The following is a 17,651-nucleotide window of genomic DNA, read 5'->3' as shown; positions in this document are numbered from 1 at the left end:
GATTAACGTTGGCTGTCTTCCTGCTCCTGCAGGAAACGATCACGGTGGGCGCTACAGCAGAACCACTGCTCTGCGTCGCGCAGCGCCTCGCTCTCCGGTACGTGAACATCACACCAGCGGCAGCGCACCATTCGGCCACCCTCATGGCGTGGTGGCGTTTGTTGCTGGTGAGCCAGCTTACGTTGGCGGTACATACCGTAAAGCTTCAGGCCTGCGTAAAACAGCGCGGCGAAAATAATCAGCCGAATGATCAATAGGTTCATCCTCAATGGCTCCCATGTGGGAAAGGGCGGTGACATCGCATTCGTGGCCGCTTGGCCTTTGCCACTGGGCACGCCTTGCGGGACAATGCAGCAACGAGGTAGATGCCACCGTATTCCGAAGATTCTCAAGAGATTTTGACGCCCATGCAAGACTTAACGCTGGTAATGGCCCAACTCGACCCTCTGGTAGGAGATATTCCCGGCAATGCCGCGCGTGCCATTGAAGCGGTGCGTGAAGCGAGGATCGAGCATGGGGCGGATATTGTTGTCTTCCCTGAGCTTTTTTTATCCGGTTACCCGCCGGAAGATCTGCTGCTGCGCCCTTCCATGGAAACTCGTCTGCGGGAAGCGCGGGCAAAAATGGCGGAAAAGATCTCCCGCGATGTGCTGGTGATCATCGGCTATCCCGGCGTCCGTGAAGGCAAGTGCTACAACTTGGCGGGGGTGCTGTACAACGGCCAATGGGAAGCGGAATACGCCAAGCAAGCGCTGCCCAACTACCAAGTGTTTGATGAGCAGCGCTACTTCACCCCGGGCACCGAACCGCTGGTATACGAGCACAAAGGAGCCAAGCTGGGCCTGCTGATTTGCGAAGACCTGTGGGAAGGCGCGCCGGTGAAGGCCGCTCGCGAGGCGGGTGCTGAAGTGCTGATCAGTTTGAACGCGTCACCCTACCATCAGGACAAGCCCGCCGAGCGTCTGCGTCTGTTGGAACAGCGCGCCCAAGACGTGCAGCGTCCTATCGTTTACGTCAATACCATTGGCGGTCAGGACGAGCTGGTGTTCGACGGGGGATCGAGCTGTGTCGATGCCAGTGGCCAACTCAAGGTGCTGGCGCCCTACTGGCAGGTAGGGCTGATGCCCATTCAGTTGCTACAAACCAGCGCGGATGCCTGGGAGCCCCAAGCCGGGGAGATCGAGCCCGACGTTGAGCCGGAAGAGAGTCTCTACTGTGCGCTGGTGACCGGCCTGCGTGACTACGTCAACAAGAGCGGTTTCAAAGGCGTGGTGCTGGGACTGTCTGGCGGCATCGATTCCGCGCTTTCGCTGGCCATTGCAGTGGATGCGCTAGGGCCGCAGCGGGTTCAAGCCGTCATGATGCCTTACCATTACACGGCGGATATCTCCAAACAGGATGCCGCCGAGCAGGCGAACCTGCTGGGCGTGCACTATGACGTCTTGCCCATCGAGCCGATGGTGGAAGCGTTCATGGGGACCTTAGCTGAGAGCTTTGCCGGTACCGAGCGCGACACGACCGAGGAGAACCTGCAGTCGCGCTGCCGTGGCGTGCTGCTCATGGCGATTTCCAACAAGAAAGGGCTGATGGTATTGACCACGGGTAACAAGAGTGAAATGGCCGTGGGATACGCCACGTTGTATGGCGATATGGTAGGCGGCTACAACGCCATCAAGGATGTGTATAAAACCTGGGTATACCGCTTGGCCCGCTGGCGCAATACGCAGTCTCCGGCGATTCCCGAGCGGGTGATCGAGCGTGCGCCTAGTGCGGAACTCGCCCCTGACCAGCAGGATAGCGACTCACTCCCTGACTACGATGTACTGGATGCCATTCTGGTTCGCTACATTGAGGGAGATATGAGCGCCGAGGCGATCATTGCCGCCGGCTTCGAAGAAGAGGATGTCTACAAGGTCGTCAAGCTGGTGGATCGCTGTGAATACAAGCGTCGCCAGGCGCCGGTGGGCGTGCGGGTCACGCCCCGTGGTTTCGGGCGTGACCGTCGCTACCCCATCGTGAACGGCTGGCAGCCTGGGGACTAAGGGCCCAAGCGCGCACTGGCTTAAGTCAGTACCGGAGGAGGGGCCAGACAGTGTTTGGCCATCTCTTCCGCGGCTACTGGCTTGCAGAAGTAGTAACCCTGGTAAGCGTGGCACTGGTGTTCGTTCAAGTAGCGCCAGTGCTCCATGGTTTCTACCCCCTCGGCAATCACGTTCAGTCCCAGCGAATGCCCCATGGCAATGATCGTTTCGACGATGGCCATGTCATCTTCGTCCTGATGAAGATCGCGCACGAAGGATTGATCGATTTTGATCTGATCCAGCGGCAATCGCTTCAAGTACTGAAGCGATGAGTAGCCGGTGCCAAAGTCGTCCATGGCGAAACTGATCCCCAGCGCCTTCAGCTGATGCATACGGGCGATGGTATCTTCTACTTTGCCAATCACGGTACTCTCAGTTAGCTCAAGCTTCAGCTTGTGCGGCGAAGCGCCGCTAAGTTCCAGGGCGTTGGCCACCTCTTCAACGAAGTTCGGCTGTTGGAACTGTTTGGCGCTGACGTTAACGGCCAGGACCAAGTCCTTGGTGTGTGCCGCCGTTTCCCACATGACGAGCTGTTCGCAGGCAGCGTGCAGTACCCAGGTGCCAATAGGCACGATGAGTCCAGTCTCCTCGGCCAGCGGAATGAAGGTGCCTGGCGAGACGAAACCTCGGGTAGCGTGCTGCCAACGGATGAGCGCTTCCGCGCCGATGGCTCGCCCTTGGCTGTCCACCTGCATTTGATACACCAGTACGAACTCTTCCCGCTCAATGGCGAGACGCAGATCCCGCTCGAGCTCGGTGCGCGTTTCCAGCTGTGCTTGCACCGTCGGGTCATAAAAGCGGATCGTATTTTGACCATCGCGCTTGGCGAGGTGAACCGCTGAGTTGGCGTACTGGAAAAGCTGGTCGACGCTGTCATCGACACCTTTGAACAAGACGAGCCCCTGGCTGACATTGAGATACTGGTAATGCCCATCCAAGCAGTAAGACTGGGTCAGCGCGTGATTGATCTGCTGCGCAAAGAACTCGGCTTTCTCAGCGGCCTTCAGCTTGTCGGCATCCAAACCGTCTACGATCAGCACGAATTCATCGCCGCTCAGGCGGCCGATGGTGCAGCCCTGTTGCTCCAACGTTTTTAGCCGCGAGGCCATCTGCTTGAGCAGGTCGTCGCCCGCCCGATGGCCGATGCCGTCGTTGATGCGCTTGAATTCGTCCACATCCACGTACACCAGCGCCCCGTAGGTATTGGTTTGGCTATTGGTTTCCAACGAGTGCTGCAAGTGCTCTTTCATCAACCGCCAGTTAGGTAGATCGGTGAGCGTGTCGTAGTACGCCAGTTGATGGACCTGGCGCTCCGCTTCGCGACGCTGCTGTTCGGTATCGCGAAAAGAGAGCAGCGAAAGCGCAATGCGCTGAAGCGGGCCGCTGTGCTGTTTGCTTAGGCGTTCGACGGCCTGCATGTCGGGCAGGGCTTGGTGGTTGTCGGATAGGGCTAGAATCGCGTCGCCCACCGTGACGAGCCGCTGATTGATGCGCCACGCGGCCAAAAAGGCGGCACTGATCAGCAGGGCAAAGAGTCCCAGACCGAGCCATAGCGTGGAGTTGCGCGATTGGATGAGGTCGGTGTACGACTCCCGGTGACGATCACTGGCACGCTGGGTCAGCGCCTCGAAAATCTGCTGAGAAAAGAGGCTGAAAGTCGAGAAGTGGCGCTGGGCTTCTTGCAGGTAATACCCTGGGTCTCCCTGGTTCAGGGTAGCCGCTTCGTTCGCCATGCTGACAAACCGGCGATATTCACGAAAGGCGCGCTGTAAGGTGTCGGCGCTCTCCTGACTCAGGTCGAAGATCAGCGGCGAGGCGGCCAACTGATCAATGCTGTCACCAATGCGCGATAGCTCTTGGTTAATCAGGCCGTATTCGGAGTAACGCTGCATGGCGCCCAGATCGGTCGCTTCCGCGCGGCTAAACACTTCACTCATGCGTTGATGAAGATCGCCTAGTTGACGATCAAACGTCGCCATCTGCACAAGGGTATCCAGGTCGTTGGACTGAAGCTGATAGCTCTGCAGCGACTGCTCTTTGATCGTATAGGTGGCTAGCCCCAATAGCAGTGCCACGGGAAGTACGACCATCAGAATGGGGAGCAAAAACACCATGAACAGGCTTTGCGAAGGTTTCATAGTAACCTCAAGGGAAAGCAGTGGACCGTGGCGCATCACGCCACGGCCTCTCTAAATAATTAACGGCAGGTCAGGCGTTTTATTTAGAAGCTTTCCCACTCAGGTTCCGCAGAAGCGCTGGAGTTGGCTGCAGGCAGCGCCGGCGCTTTCTGGGGCGCGGGGGAGGACGGTGGGGTGGCTTGGCTCACGCGACGTGGTGTGCTCGACGCCGTCGACGGCAGTTTGAATGCGCCCATGGCATGCAGCAGCTGGTGGGCATTTTGACGCAAGTTGTTGGCGGCAGTCGCACTTTCGTGTACCAACGATGCGTTTTGTTGCGTGACCTGATCCATTTCGGTGACCGCTTGGCCCACTTCCTGAACGCCAGCGCTCTGTTCGGCGCTGGCATTGCTGATCTCTTGCATGATGGTGGTCACACGCTGGATGGCTTCGACGATCTCTTCGGTGGATTTGCTGGCTTCTTCCGCCCGCTCGTTACCATGGTTGACGCGCTCGAGATTGCTGCTGATGAGGTTGTTGATTTCCCGCGCAGCATCGGCACTGCGCTGGGCCAGCTTACGCACCTCTTCGGCAACGACGGCAAACCCGCGGCCATGCTCGCCTGCTCGGGCTGCCTCGACCGAGGCGTTCAAGGCCAAGATGTTGGTTTGGAAGGCGATCGAATCAATGGTCGAAATGATGCCAGCGATCTCTTGAGAGCTTTTATTGAGATCGTTCATGGTGGCGACGACCTGATGCACCGCTTCACCGCCCCGGGTGGCCGTTGTCGAAGCGCTGGCGGCTTCTTGGCTGGCCTGTTCGGAGTTATCGGCGTTCTGCTTCACCGTGCTGTTGAGCTCCTCCATGGCGGAGGCCGTTTCGGCCAGGGCGCTGGCCTGCTCCTCAGTGCGAGAGGCAAGATCGTTGTTGCCTTCCGCAATCTGCTCGCTGTTGGAGGCGACGGCCTCCGCCGAGGCGCGCACTTGCGCCACGATGTCTTGGAGGTGCTTCGCCATCTCGACCTGCGACGCCATGATGCTGCGGGTATCGCCTTTCTTAAGCCGTCCTTTGGTGGCGAGTTCGCCACGACCGATGGCTTGAGCAAAGGCTTTCACCTCAAAGGGTTCGGCACCCAGTTCCCGCAATAGCTGACGCGACAGGAAGACGGCAATCAGGCCACCGATCAGTAGGGCAAAGAGCGTTAAGCCAAGCATCTGTAGCTGAAAACCCGAAGCCGTGGCACGGGCATCGGCGGTGGTCACGTTGTTGATCTGTTCTTGCAGGTCGATGAACTGATTGATGCGGTTGAGCCATTCCGTGTAGGCAGGGCCTGCCTGCTCTAACAGAATGGCTTGGGCTTGCTGATTGTTACCCGTCTCTCGAGCGGCCAAGACTTGCGCCGTCAAGCGCTTCGTCGCATCGGCTTGCTCACCGATGTTCGCCAGCATTCGCTGCTCGTCTGCCGAGGCCGTCGAGGTTTGATTGACCTGTGCCATTCCGGCCATGGCGGCTTGGTAGGCCTCCTCGAGTTGGCGCATCTCGGCCTGCAGTTCTGTCAACATGCCATCACCTGCAGTGATGACGATGTCACGCAAGACGATGGCGCGATCATGAACACTGCCTCGCATATCGACGGCGTAACCTTGTTTTTCGCCGTGAACATCGTTGATCTGGGTTAAGCCACGGTCAATTTGGTTGACTTGAAGGATGCCTGCCACGGTGAGCAGCACCAGTAATGCCAGAAGGATAGAAAATCCGACGGCGAGTCGGGTGCTTATTTTCGTACCCGAAAGTCGTTTCATCAGGGAGGTCATGCAAGGGGCTCCTTAGGCGCCGTGAAGGCGCTTTATTATGTTCGGCAAAGGGGATAATAGTGCTGGCAGCATAATTTGTACAACATCTGTATGACTATTTATGTTTTTCGAATTGATTAAGTTTTTGTTAATGAAGTTTTAATTAGGTAAGAATAAAAAAACCACGCCGAAGCGTGGTTTTATTAGTGCGCAAATTGTACAGCCAAATCGTGGCAGCCGCTAGCGGCATGATTCAACGCTCAATCGCTGTTGCCATGCTTTGGTGTGAAGCGACCACCTTGTAGTTGCTCGTGATCCGGTGCGTTTTCCCGCAGCACAGCGAGGACTTCACTGGCACGGTCATCCATGCCCAGCCCCTGGTAGCCTTCGACCATCGTCGCCAGCGCATCGCGAGTCGCGTTGGATTCCGGATAGTTCTCGATCACCCAGCGACCCCGCTCGACGGCGGCCAGGAAGGCGCCGCGACGCAGGTAGTAATCGGCTACGTGCAACTCATGGCGCGCCAAGAGCTCGCGCAGGTAGACGATGCGCTGCTGGGCATCCGGGGCGTACTGGCTCTGCGGGAAGCGCTGAATCAGTTCGCGGAAGTCGTTGTAAGCATCGCGCGATGCCCCTAGATCACGCTTGGAGATGTCGATCAGGCGCAGGCGCTCGAGGCTGAAACGTCCCGCCTGCCAGGCAGAAAGTCCGCGCAGGTAGTAAGCGTAATCCACCTGGGGATGATCCGGATGTAAGCGGATGAAGCGGCTAGCGGCAGCGCGCGCCTCTTCCCAGTTGCTGTTTTCGTAATAGGCATAAATCAGTTCGAGCTGGGCCTGCTCAGCGTGAGGACCGAACGGGTAGCGGGTATCCAGCGCTTCAAGGCGCTCGATAGCAATCGGAAAACGGTTGCTATCGAGCGCGGTGCGTGCCAGCTCGTACAGCTCGCGCTCCTGGACACCCGCAAACTCGTCTTCCTCTTCCGGGGTCGTGTCGTTGCTGGCGCAGCCTGCGAGAAGGGCAAGGCTCAAGGCTAGGGCGCCAAAGCGGTGGGCAGCGGAAAAAACGCGCATCATCATCCTCGTTGCAAACAAGCCTCAATCACCGAAAAGCGACGATGGCCATAAGTAGAAATGGTAGAATAGGTCGCAGTGAGCCCACTATAAAACACCTAGACGCAAAACGCAGGCTTAGCGACACGTCGCAACGGCAAGTTGTACATCTTGGGTGGTTTGTTTGGGCGGTTAGCGTCTCAGAGAGGTTATTCATGTCTCGTATTGTTGAAGCCACGCAGCGGGTGCCCGCCACGCTAGCTGGCGCACGTTTGGACCAAGCGGCAGCGGAGTTGTTCAGTGATTACTCCCGCGAGCGTTTGAAAGCGTGGATCAACGCCGGTGAGCTCACCGTCGATGGTGCCAAGGTCAAGCCGAAAGCCAAACTGCACGGCCATGAAGTGCTGACGCTCAATGCGACTATCGAAGAGGACACGCGTTTCGAGCCCCAGGACATTGCGCTGAACATCGTCTACGAAGACGATGACGTCATCGTCATTAACAAGGCTGCGGGCATGGTCGTGCATCCGGCGGCGGGCAACCCGGATGGCACTTTGCTCAATGCGCTACTGCATCATCACCCCACACTGGCGGAAGTGCCCCGTGCGGGCATCGTCCACCGCCTGGATAAAGACACCACTGGCCTGATGATGGTCGCCAAAACCTTGCCCGCCCAAACCGTGCTGGTGGAGCAGCTTCAGGCGCGTACCGTGTCGCGTCAGTACGACGCCATCGTGATCGGTAAGCCCGTGGCGGGGAGCACCATCGATGCGCCGATTGGCAGGCACCCGAAAGACCGCAAGCGTCAGGCAGTGACGGCTTCCGGCAAGCCAGCCGTGACGCATTACCGCGTGGTCGAGCGCTTTCGTGCCCACACCCACGTGCGCTGCCAGCTAGAAACCGGCCGTACCCACCAAATCCGTGTGCACATGGCCCATGCCCGCTATCCGCTGATTGGCGACCCGCTCTACAGTGGCCGTGCCAAGCTTCCGCCGGGGGCAGCCGGGCCGTTGAAAGAGATTTTGCGCGAGTTTCCTCGCCAAGCGCTGCATGCTCGCAAGTTGAGCTTCGTACACCCCGTCAGTGGCGAAACCCTCACTTTTCAAGCCGACCTGCCCGATGATCTACTAATGTTGTTGGACTACCTGCGCGAAGATAGCGAGACCATGCGATGAGCGATGCTATAGACCTACGCCCGACGCTACTGCTACCGGACTGGCCCGCGCCCGCCAACGTGCGGGCCTTTGTGACCACGCGTGAAACGGGGCCGAGCCAGAACGACTTTGCGGCCTTCAATCCGGCCGCTCACGTGGGCGATAACGCCGACCATGTGGCGCTGTGTCGACGATTGCTTCAAAAAGAGATTGGCGATGACCGCCCGCTGCTGTGGCTTAACCAAACCCACGGCGCGAGGGTGCAGCAGGAGTACCAAAGCGATGCACCCGATGCCGATGCTGCGCTTGCCAACAGCCGCGAGTACGCTTGTGTCGTGCTCACCGCCGACTGTTTGCCAGTGCTGTTTTGTAATCGCCAAGGAACGCAGGTAGCGGTGGCCCACGCGGGCTGGCGCGGGTTGGCAGGCGGCGTGCTGGAAGCCACGGTAGCTGCCATGAACTGCGATCCCGACGATGTTCTGGTGTGGTTAGGCCCTGCGATCTCCAATGCCCAGTTCGAGGTAGGGCCAGAAGTGTACGGCGCTTTCGTCGCAATACACCCAGATACGGCCGACGCGTTCGACCACAGCCCGTACCGGCTTGGGCACTATATGGCCGATTTGTATCGGCTCGCGCGCTTTCGCCTGGAAGCTTTGGGCATTCATCATATTAGCGGCGGGCACTTCTGCACCGCCTGCGAGTCGCGCTTCTACTCCTATCGCCGTGATAACGGCAATACCGGCCGCATGGCAAGCGTGATCTGGATCAACTAATCGCCACTTGAAATGCGTGGATATGACGCCATTTAACTTGTCAAGCTAATCGTCTTTAGCACGTTCAACGACAGGTTATTGGGAAACGCCGTGGGTCCAAACGCACGGCACTCCCCAGGAGGCACGTCATGCGATTCGATAAATTCACTGCCAAATTACAGGCCGCCATTGCCGAGGCGCAGTCTCTCGCCGTGGGCCAAGGCCATAACCAGCTCGATCCCGCGCACCTGCTGCTGGCACTGATCGATACCAAAGAAACCGGCATCAAAGCGCTGATCGAGAAAGCCGACGGCAGCAGTTCACGCCTGCGCGACGGTTTGCAGCGTCAAATGGACGATTTGCCCAAAGTCGGCCAGTTCGATGGCGACGTTCAGCCCTCTCGTGATTTCGTCAAGCTGATCAATCTCACCGACCGTGAAGCCCAGAAGCGCGGCGATCAATTCATCGCCTCGGAACTCGTGCTGCTGGCCGCATTGGAAATGAACAGCGCCATCACCAAACTGATGAAAGAGGCGGGATTAAGCCGTAAAGGCCTAGAGGCGTCCATTGACAGCCTGCGCGGCGGTGCCAAGGTCGACGACCCCAATGCGGAAGAGCAGCGTGAAGCGCTCAATAAGTACACGCTGGACCTGACCCAGCGCGCGCTGGACGGCAAGCTCGACCCAGTGATTGGCCGTGACGACGAAATTCGCCGCACGATCCAAGTGCTACAGCGTCGCACCAAAAATAACCCGGTACTGATTGGCGAGCCCGGTGTGGGTAAGACCGCCATTGTCGAAGGCTTGGCTCAGCGTATCGTCAATGGCGAGGTGCCCGAAGGTCTGAAAGAGAAGCGTGTGCTCTCATTGGATATGGGCGCGCTGCTCGCCGGGGCCAAGTTTCGCGGCGAGTTCGAAGAGCGCCTGAAAGCCGTGCTGAAAGAGCTCTCCCAAGAAGAGGGGCGAGTGATTCTGTTCATTGACGAGCTGCATACCATGGTGGGGGCTGGGAAAGCCGAAGGTGCGATGGATGCGGGCAATATGCTCAAACCGGCGCTGGCGCGAGGCGAGCTGCACTGCGTAGGTGCCACCACGCTGGATGAGTACCGCAAGTACATCGAAAAAGACGCCGCGTTAGAGCGCCGTTTCCAGAAAGTGCTGGTGGACGAGCCTACCGAGGCCGATACCATCGCCATTCTGCGCGGCCTGAAAGAGCGCTATGAGGTCCACCACGGCGTCGATATTACCGACTCGGCGATTATTGCCGCTGCCAAGCTCTCGACACGTTACATCACCGACCGTCAGCTGCCGGACAAAGCCATCGATCTGATCGATGAAGCCGCCTCGCGGATTCGCATGGAGCTGGACTCCAAGCCTGAAGAGATGGATCGTCTCGACCGTCGCCTCATTCAGCTCAAAATGGAGCGTGAAGCGCTTAAGAAAGAGACCGACGAAGCCACCAAGAAACGCTTAGAAGCACTCAATCAGCAGATTCATGAGCTGGAGCGTGAATACGCGGACTTGGATGAGATTTGGAAGGCGGAAAAGGCCAGTATCCAAGGTGCGGCTCAGTTTAAGGCGGAGCTTGAGCAAGCGCGTATCGACCTTGAGCAAGCGCGCCGCCAGGGCGATTTAGGTCGTATGTCGGAAATCCAGTACGGCAAAATTCCCGCGCTGGAGAAGAAGATCAGCGAAGCGGGCGAAGGTGAAGCAGACACCGCGAGCCACCAGCTGCTGCGTTCCAACGTCACGGAAGAAGAGATCGCGGAAGTGGTCTCCCGCTGGACAGGCATTCCTGTCTCTAAAATGCTGGAAGGCGAGCGGGACAAGCTGCTGCGCATGGAAGACGCCCTGCACGAGCGCGTCATTGGTCAAAACGAGGCGGTCGAGGCCGTCGCCAACGCGGTGCGCCGCTCTCGGGCGGGCCTTGCCGACCCCAACCGCCCCAACGGTTCGTTCCTATTCCTCGGCCCGACCGGGGTGGGGAAAACCGAGCTGTGTAAGTCGCTGGCCAATTTCCTGTTCGATACGGAAGAGGCCATGGTACGCATTGATATGTCGGAGTTTATGGAGAAGCACTCCGTGGCCCGCTTGATTGGCGCACCTCCCGGCTATGTCGGTTACGAAGAAGGTGGCTACTTGACCGAAGCCGTGCGCCGCAAGCCCTACTCGGTGCTGCTGCTGGATGAGGTGGAAAAAGCGCACCCGGATGTGTTCAACATTCTGCTGCAAGTGCTGGAAGATGGCCGCTTAACCGATGGTCAGGGTCGTACCGTCGACTTCCGTAACACCGTGATTGTGATGACCTCCAACATGGGCTCAGACATCATTCAACGCATGGGCGGGGATGATAACGACTACGAGCTGATGAAAAACGCGGTGATGGAGGTTGTGGGTAATCACTTCCGCCCTGAGTTGATCAACCGGATCGATGAGGTGGTCGTGTTCCACGCCCTCGGCCAAGAGCAGATTCAGGCCATCGCTGGCATTCAGTTGGAGCGCTTGAAGGCACGGCTTGCGGAACACGATCTGCGCCTGGAGTTGAGCGACGATGCCATGGCGCAGCTCGCGGTGGTGGGCTTCGATCCTGTCTTTGGGGCACGGCCGCTCAAGCGCGCTATCCAAAGCCGCGTCGAAAACCCGCTGGCGCAGAATCTGCTGGCAGGTAAGTACCTTCCCGGTACGACCATTCACATCAGCGCGGAAGAGGGTAAGCTGGTGTTTCACTAATCATGCCGTCTCGTAGAGCCGGACTTGGCGCAATACCGTGCGGGGATTGCGCAATGATATAGGGCAAATGCCCCGTCAGCGCCGCTGTCGGGGCATTTTTTTGTGCTGACTGCGACCTTTGTTGCGTTTGGCTGGATCGGAGGTTGACAGGTTAAGGGTGCTAATGGAATCTTGTGGGTTCCTGATTTGCGGGCGCGGAACCAACGGGCAACCCCTCATCCCCGCGCGAAGGGTAGGCTCACGCCTCTACCCGCCGAAGGACTTCCGGGCTTGGGCTAACCGCCTGACCTGGCCAACGCCCCGACATGGCAAACCGCCGTGTTAGGGAAACGCTCTTTATGGTCGACATAGATGAGCGTTCCCGATGAGAGTGCAGGCCCTAACCGGGCCATATTGCCAGGGTTTGGCATCAGGTGCCGGCATGGGCCGGCAGCGGCATACCGCCGCACTCGACCCCGCAGGATGTCCTGCGGATCGCACTCGAGACCTCCAGGGGAGAAACACAGTGGAACTGCTTTCCGGCGCAGACATGATCGCCCGCTTCTTGCAAGATGAGGGCGTCGAATACATTTATGGTTATCCCGGTGGTGCGGCGCTGCATATTTACGACGCGCTGTTCCGCCAAGACAAAGTGAAGCACATCCTCGTGCGGCACGAACAGGCAGCCACCCACGCTGCCGACGGCTATGCCCGTGCCTCCGGCAAGCCCGGCGTGGTGCTGGTGACCTCTGGCCCCGGCGCTACCAACGCGGTGACTGGCATTGCGACCGCCTACATGGACTCCATTCCCATGGTCGTGCTATGCGGCCAGGTCATGAGCCACTTGATTGGTGACGACGCCTTCCAGGAAACCGATATCGTCGGCGTGACGCGTCCTATCGTGAAGCACAGCTTCTCGATTCGTCACCCGTCCGAGATTCCTGAAGTATTGAAAAAAGCCTTCTATCTGGCATCGACCGGTCGTCCTGGCCCGGTGGTGGTGGATATTCCTAAGGACATGACGGCCCCCACCGAGCGCTATGAGTACGTGTACCCGAAAAAGGTCAAACTGCGCTCGTACAATCCGGTAACCCGTGGCCATACCGGGCAGATCAAAAAAGCCGTCGAAATGATGCTGAAGGCCAAGCGCCCAGTGTTCTATACCGGCGGTGGCGTGGTGACCGGCAAAGCAAGCGAAGGCTTGACCGATTTGGTGAAGCAGCTTGGTTTCCCGATTACCACTACGCTGATGGGCATTGGTGCGTACCCACAAAGCGACCGCCAGTGTCTGGGGTGGCTGGGCATGCACGGCTCGTATGAATCCAACATGGCCATGCACCATGCTGACTTGATCATTGCCATTGGCGCGCGCTTCGACGACCGAGTGACCAATAACACGTCGAAGTTCTGCCCAACAGCGAAAATCATTCATGTCGATGTCGACCCAAGCTCGGTATCCAAGACCGTACGTGCTGATGTGCCGATCGTAGGGCCAGCCGCCAGCGTCATCAACGAGATGATTAGCCTGGTGCAGGGGAACGCCATCGCGCACCCCGACGCGCTGACCGAATGGTGGCAGAAGATCGACGGCTGGCGCGCCGAGCGTGAAGGAAAGCTCTACGAGCCTTCCAAGCCCGGCGAAGTGCTGAAACCGCAAGAAGTCATCGAAGCGCTGTGCCGAGTGACCCGTGGCGAAGCGTACGTCACCACGGACGTGGGGCAGCACCAGATGTTTGCGGCGCAGTACTACAAGTTCGACAAGCCGAATCGTCTGATCACGTCAGGCGGGCTAGGCACCATGGGCTTTGGCTTCCCTGCTGCCATGGGCATCAAGCAAAACTTCCCGGACGACGATGTGGTCTGCGTCACCGGTGAAGGCAGCTTTCAGATGATGATGCAAGAACTCTCCACCTGTAAGCAGTACGGCGTGGGCGTCAAGATCGTCAACCTGAACAACGCATCGCTCGGCATGGTGCGCCAGTGGCAGGATTTGAACTACAAATCTCGCCATGCGCACTCCTATATGGAGTCGCTGCCCGACTTCCATATGCTGATCGAAGCGTACGGGTTCACCGCGATCACCGTGACGACGCTAGACGAGTTGGAACCGGCGCTGGAGCGTGCGTTTGCCAACAAGCATGAGTTGGTCTTCCTGGACGTGAAGGTCGACCCCCATGAACACGTCTATCCGATGCAGGTACCGCTGGGTGCTATGCGTGACATGCTGCTGTCTAAAACGGAGCGTACCTGATGCGTCATATCATCTCGATTCTGATGGAAAACGAACCGGGTGCGCTGTCACGTGTGGTCGGGCTCTTCTCCCAGCGTAACTTCAACATCGAAACGCTGAACGTGGCACCGACGGAAGACCCGTCGCTGTCTCGCCTGACGGTCACTACGGTGGGCGATGACCGAGTGATCGAACAGATCACCAAACACCTCAACAAGCTAATCGATGTGGTGAAACTGGTGGATCTCACCGAGGGTAATCATATCGAGCGTGAGCTGATGCTGGTGAAGGTGAAAGCGCTTGGCGCTGCTCGCGACGAAGTAAAGCGCACGGTGGATATCTTCCGCGCGCAGATCGTCGACGTGACGCCAAGCCTCTACACCGTGCAGATTACGGGCGACGCGTCGAAGTTGGATGCTTTCCTACAGGCCATGGCGCCGGTGGGCATTCTCGAAGTGGCGCGTACCGGGGTATCCGGTATTGCCCGTGGTGATAAGGTGTTGTCGCTGTAGCCTGCGCCGAGTCGCTGGAAGGTGTCGACGAAAAACCGCCCCTTGCTGGGCGGTTTTTTTGTGCGTGCCTCGTCATGGATGGTCAGCACATCAACGCGGAGTCACTGCCACCCAAAACGCGTCGATCATCGGGTTTTTGAGCCGTCGGTTCAACACGCAGAGGCCAACGTCGTAGTGGGGTAGCTCAGGCTTGACGTTGAGTACCTGCACGCGCTCTGCCAGCGGGCTATTGTCCAGCACGATCTTGGGAACCACGCCCACGCCAAACCCCAGCCCCACCATGCTCACAATGGCTTCATGCCCAGCGACCTGGGCATAAATACGCGGTGCAATGCCCATGGCTTTAAACCACGTATTGGCATACTCCCTGGAAAGACCCGCTTCCGACAAAATCATCGGCACGTGCTGCCACTGCTCGGCGGTGGAGCTTTCCGGCTGCTGCGGTAGCCACGCATGCGGTTCGGTCGGTGCAATGAACAGCAGTGGTGAGCGGGTCAGCGACTTGAAGGCCAGCGCGCTAGGTGGGATACGCGGCCGCGGCGTGATGGCCATGTCATCAGCACCTTCCAGTACCCGCGACATCGCATCGGCAGGGTCGCCAGTATGCAGCTTGAGCTCAATGCCAGGGTGACGGGTACGTACATCGCTGAGCAATTCATACAGAAAGCTGTAGCTCGCCGTGACGGAGCAGTAAATGCTGATTTCGCCGCTGAGCTGCGCCGTGGTGGCGGCCAAGGTGCGTTTTTGAGTTTCCCACTGCTCCAGGGTCTCTTTGGCATAGCGTTGGAACGTGATGCCTTGAGGGGTGAGCGTCACGTGGCGGTTGTCCCGTTCAAACAGGCGCGTGCCTAGCTCGCTCTCTACCTGTTGAATAGAGCGGCTCAGCGTCGATGGGCTGATATGACAAAGCTCGCTGGCGCGGCCAAAGTGCAGCGTATCGGCCAGGGTAATGACATGCTTGAGGAGACGGAAATCCATGAGAACCTGCAACCTGAACGTGGTTTCATAATATGAAATAGTATGTTGCAAACATAGCGTTTTACGCAATGGTTGCGCTGTCGTAGAGTGACCCCAACGCCGAATCCTAGTGCTGCAAAAGACGGCACGGGTGGCCATCAACGCTGACCTATACGCAAAAAAAGTTTTGGTTTCATCGACTTCTGGAGTTTCGCTATGCACGTTTATTACGATAAAGATTGCGACCTGTCCCTTATTCAGGCTAAGAAAGTCACCATCGTTGGTTACGGCTCGCAGGGCCATGCACACGCTAACAACCTGAAAGAGTCGGGCGTCGACGTGACCGTTGCCCTGCGCAAAGGCTCCTCTTCTGCAGCGAAAGCAGAAGCGGCTGGCTTGAAAGTGGCGAGCGTGCCGGAAGCGTGCAAGACCGCTGACGTGGTCATGATCCTGGCGCCGGACGAAAACCAAAAAGCCATCTACGAGCAGGAAGTCGAGCCGAACCTGAAAGAGGGCGCGACGCTGGCGTTCGCCCACGGCTTCAACATTCACTACAACCAGATCGAGCCGCGTAAAGATCTCGACGTGATCATGATCGCGCCGAAAGCGCCGGGCCACACCGTTCGTTCCGAATTCGTCAAAGGCGGCGGTATTCCGGACCTGATCGCGATTCACCAAGATGCGTCTGGCAGTGCGAAAGAGCTGGCGCTCTCCTACGCAGCCGGTGTTGGCGGTGGCCGCAGCGGTATTATCGAAACCACCTTCAAAGACGAAACCGAAACCGATCTGTTCGGCGAGCAAGCGGTCCTGTGTGGCGGCGCCGTCGAGCTGGTAAAAGCGGGCTTCGAAACGCTGACGGAAGCCGGTTACGCCCCGGAAATGGCTTATTTCGAGTGTCTGCACGAGCTCAAACTGATCGTCGATCTGATGTACGAAGGCGGCATTGCCAACATGAACTACTCCATCTCTAACAACGCAGAGTATGGCGAGTACGTAACGGGGCCTGAAGTGATCAACGACCAGTCTCGTGCGGCGATGCGTAACGCACTGAAGCGTATCCAGACCGGTGAATACGCCAAGATGTTCATTCAGGAAGGTAACACCAACTACCCGTCCATGACGGCACGCCGTCGCCTGAACGCGGAACACGAAATCGAGCAGGTAGGTGCCAAGCTGCGCGGTATGATGCCGTGGATTGCTGCCAACCAGCTGGTCGACAAGTCCAAAAACTAATCGACGCATCGAGTTACCCACGCCCCGACGCGCTGCTTCGGGGCGTTTTTCGTTGTCTATGGCAATTGGCTGGTCGCCTGGGCGTCACCGTGTAGAATGAAAAGAGATCACTTTTCGTGTGACTTCACTTTAAATGGATGACACTTATGACCCAGGATGCTCGCGATCAAGAGCACGGCAACACGCAGCCTTCCGAGACGTCGGCCAGCGGTGACTCCCCACAACCCGCAACGACAAAGGACGATACCGTCGGTAATGAAGATCTCGCCGCGGCGTTCCTGCGGGAAACCGAGGTCGTGGAAGAGGCCGTCGAAGACGGTAAGAAGATTCGTCGTAAAGGGATCTATCTACTGCCCAATCTGTTCACGACCTCCGCGCTTTTCTCCGGTTTTTTTGCCGTCGTCGCCGGTATCAACGGTGAGTTCACCTCGGCGGCCGTGGCCATTTTCATTGCTATGGTGCTGGATGGTCTGGATGGCCGTGTGGCGCGCATGACCAACACCCAAAGCGAGTTCGGCGCTGAGTACGACAGTCTTGCCGATATGATCTCGTTCGGGATGGCACCGGCATTGGTCGCCTTTACCTGGATTCTCCAAGATATTGGCAAAACAGGCTGGGTGGTGGCGTTCCTTTACGTTGCCTGTGCTGCGCTGCGCTTGGCACGCTTCAACGTGCAAATTGGTAGCGTCGATAAAAAATGGTTTATCGGTTTGCCTAGCCCTTCTGCAGCGGCGCTGGTAGCTGCTAGCGTGTGGACGTTTCACAGTTTCGATGCCGATGCGTTTGGCTTCAAACTGCTGATGCTCGTCGTCGTCGGTGCGGCCGGTATTTTGATGGTGAGTAACATCCGCTACTACAGCTTCAAGGACCTTGATTTCAAAAAGCCGGTGCCTTTCGTAGTGCTGTTGGCCGTCGTGCTGGGCTTTGTGATGATCTCCGTCGAGCCGTCGGTCATGCTGTTGCTGCTGTTTGCAGCTTATGTGTGTTCAGGCCCTATTTTGGCCGTCATGCGCAAAGCCAAACCCAAGCGCTAAACTTTTTGAAAACTTTTTCACATTAGCC

General features: G+C 58.0%; 13 protein-coding genes. 8 read left to right on the top strand and 5 right to left on the bottom strand.

The window, feature by feature from the left end; translation table 11 throughout:
- Positions 1 to 2: 2 nt before the first annotated feature.
- Complete coding sequence (locus QIT27_RS09100) at positions 3 to 263, bottom strand: PP0621 family protein (RefSeq protein WP_253019299.1); 261 nt, start codon at positions 261 to 263, stop codon at positions 3 to 5.
- A gap of 144 nt (positions 264 to 407) precedes the next feature.
- On the opposite strand from QIT27_RS09100, the gene QIT27_RS09095 reads away from it, so the two are divergent.
- Positions 408 to 2,042: an NAD+ synthase gene (locus QIT27_RS09095; RefSeq protein WP_285263765.1), complete on the top strand. Its 1,635-nt coding sequence runs from the start codon at positions 408 to 410 to the stop codon at positions 2,040 to 2,042.
- A 20-nt stretch (positions 2,043 to 2,062) separates the two neighbouring features.
- Here the strand turns inward: QIT27_RS09095 and QIT27_RS09090 are convergent, their stop codons facing one another.
- The 3 genes from QIT27_RS09090 to QIT27_RS09080 all read right to left on the bottom strand — a co-directional run bounded on the left by QIT27_RS09090 (position 2,063) and on the right by QIT27_RS09080 (position 7,064).
- Positions 2,063 to 4,219 (bottom strand): putative bifunctional diguanylate cyclase/phosphodiesterase, encoded by a 2,157-nt coding sequence (locus tag QIT27_RS09090; RefSeq protein WP_285263564.1) that lies wholly within the window; start codon positions 4,217 to 4,219, stop codon positions 2,063 to 2,065.
- A gap of 83 nt (positions 4,220 to 4,302) precedes the next feature.
- Positions 4,303 to 6,012 (bottom strand): methyl-accepting chemotaxis protein, encoded by a 1,710-nt coding sequence (locus QIT27_RS09085; RefSeq protein WP_285263563.1) that lies wholly within the window; start codon positions 6,010 to 6,012, stop codon positions 4,303 to 4,305.
- Positions 6,013 to 6,251: 239 nt separating this feature from the next.
- Entirely contained in the window at positions 6,252 to 7,064 is an 813-nt protein-coding gene (locus tag QIT27_RS09080) for an outer membrane protein assembly factor BamD (RefSeq protein ID WP_159343239.1), read from the bottom strand.
- 194 nt (positions 7,065 to 7,258) lie between these two features.
- On the opposite strand from QIT27_RS09080, the gene rluD reads away from it, so the two are divergent.
- The 5 genes from rluD (at position 7,259) to ilvN (ending at position 14,399) form a co-directional block, all read left to right on the top strand.
- The gene (gene rluD / locus QIT27_RS09075) at positions 7,259 to 8,218 is read left to right on the top strand and encodes a 23S rRNA pseudouridine(1911/1915/1917) synthase RluD (protein WP_285263562.1); all 960 of its coding nucleotides are present in this window, start codon (positions 7,259 to 7,261) and stop codon (positions 8,216 to 8,218) included.
- Positions 8,215 to 8,970: a peptidoglycan editing factor PgeF gene (pgeF, locus tag QIT27_RS09070; protein WP_253019302.1), complete on the top strand. Its 756-nt coding sequence runs from the start codon at positions 8,215 to 8,217 to the stop codon at positions 8,968 to 8,970. Before rluD ends, pgeF begins: the two co-directional genes overlap by 4 nt.
- A gap of 128 nt (positions 8,971 to 9,098) precedes the next feature.
- Entirely contained in the window at positions 9,099 to 11,678 is a 2,580-nt protein-coding gene (clpB, locus tag QIT27_RS09065; protein WP_159343236.1) for an ATP-dependent chaperone ClpB, read from the top strand.
- A 505-nt stretch (positions 11,679 to 12,183) separates the two neighbouring features.
- A complete protein-coding gene (locus tag QIT27_RS09060; protein WP_159343235.1) occupies positions 12,184 to 13,908 on the top strand; it encodes an acetolactate synthase 3 large subunit in 1,725 nt (574 codons plus the stop codon).
- Positions 13,908 to 14,399, top strand: coding sequence for an acetolactate synthase small subunit (ilvN, locus tag QIT27_RS09055; RefSeq protein ID WP_030074339.1), 492 nt, complete (start codon positions 13,908 to 13,910; stop codon positions 14,397 to 14,399). Before QIT27_RS09060 ends, ilvN begins: the two co-directional genes overlap by 1 nt.
- 90 nt (positions 14,400 to 14,489) lie before the next feature.
- Here the strand turns inward: ilvN and ilvY are convergent, their stop codons facing one another.
- Positions 14,490 to 15,377, bottom strand: a complete 888-nt coding sequence (gene ilvY, locus QIT27_RS09050) for an HTH-type transcriptional activator IlvY (RefSeq protein ID WP_285263561.1) — start codon at positions 15,375 to 15,377, stop codon at positions 14,490 to 14,492.
- Positions 15,378 to 15,572: 195 nt separating this feature from the next.
- Here ilvY and ilvC point away from each other — a divergent pair, with 195 nt between their 5' ends.
- Together ilvC and pssA are read left to right on the top strand one after the other, a co-directional pair.
- Entirely contained in the window at positions 15,573 to 16,589 is a 1,017-nt protein-coding gene (gene ilvC / locus QIT27_RS09045; protein WP_044630358.1) for a ketol-acid reductoisomerase, read from the top strand.
- A gap of 146 nt (positions 16,590 to 16,735) precedes the next feature.
- Positions 16,736 to 17,623 carry a CDP-diacylglycerol--serine O-phosphatidyltransferase gene (gene pssA / locus QIT27_RS09040; protein ID WP_159343233.1) on the top strand — a complete coding sequence of 296 codons (888 nt, stop codon included), beginning with the start codon at positions 16,736 to 16,738 and terminating at the stop codon, positions 17,621 to 17,623.
- The last annotated feature ends 28 nt before the right edge of the window (positions 17,624 to 17,651 follow it).

The organism is Halomonas sp. LC1 (genome assembly GCF_030247125.1).
GTDB lineage: Bacteria > Pseudomonadota > Gammaproteobacteria > Pseudomonadales > Halomonadaceae > Vreelandella.
The sequence above is the reverse complement of the archived record's forward strand: the minus strand, read 5'-3'. Positions and strand labels throughout refer to the sequence as shown.

Bases quoted from the DNA above. Each gene is read 5' to 3' on its own strand.
- rluD (WP_285263562.1), top strand. From the start codon at position 7,259: ATGTCTCGTATTGTTGAAGCCACGCAGCGGGTGCCCGCCACGCTAGCT.
- ilvN (WP_030074339.1), top strand. From the start codon at position 13,908: ATGCGTCATATCATCTCGATTCTGATGGAAAACGAACCGGGTGCGCTG.
- ilvY (WP_285263561.1), bottom strand. From the start codon at position 15,377: ATGGATTTCCGTCTCCTCAAGCATGTCATTACCCTGGCCGATACGCTG.
- pgeF (WP_253019302.1), top strand. From the start codon at position 8,215: ATGAGCGATGCTATAGACCTACGCCCGACGCTACTGCTACCGGACTGG.
- QIT27_RS09085 (WP_285263563.1), bottom strand. From the start codon at position 6,012: ATGACCTCCCTGATGAAACGACTTTCGGGTACGAAAATAAGCACCCGA.
- QIT27_RS09100 (WP_253019299.1), bottom strand. From the start codon at position 263: ATGAACCTATTGATCATTCGGCTGATTATTTTCGCCGCGCTGTTTTAC.
- QIT27_RS09095 (WP_285263765.1), top strand. From the start codon at position 408: ATGCAAGACTTAACGCTGGTAATGGCCCAACTCGACCCTCTGGTAGGA.
- pssA (WP_159343233.1), top strand. From the start codon at position 16,736: ATGACCCAGGATGCTCGCGATCAAGAGCACGGCAACACGCAGCCTTCC.
- ilvC (WP_044630358.1), top strand. From the start codon at position 15,573: ATGCACGTTTATTACGATAAAGATTGCGACCTGTCCCTTATTCAGGCT.
- clpB (WP_159343236.1), top strand. From the start codon at position 9,099: ATGCGATTCGATAAATTCACTGCCAAATTACAGGCCGCCATTGCCGAG.
- QIT27_RS09080 (WP_159343239.1), bottom strand. From the start codon at position 7,064: ATGCGCGTTTTTTCCGCTGCCCACCGCTTTGGCGCCCTAGCCTTGAGC.
- QIT27_RS09090 (WP_285263564.1), bottom strand. From the start codon at position 4,219: ATGAAACCTTCGCAAAGCCTGTTCATGGTGTTTTTGCTCCCCATTCTG.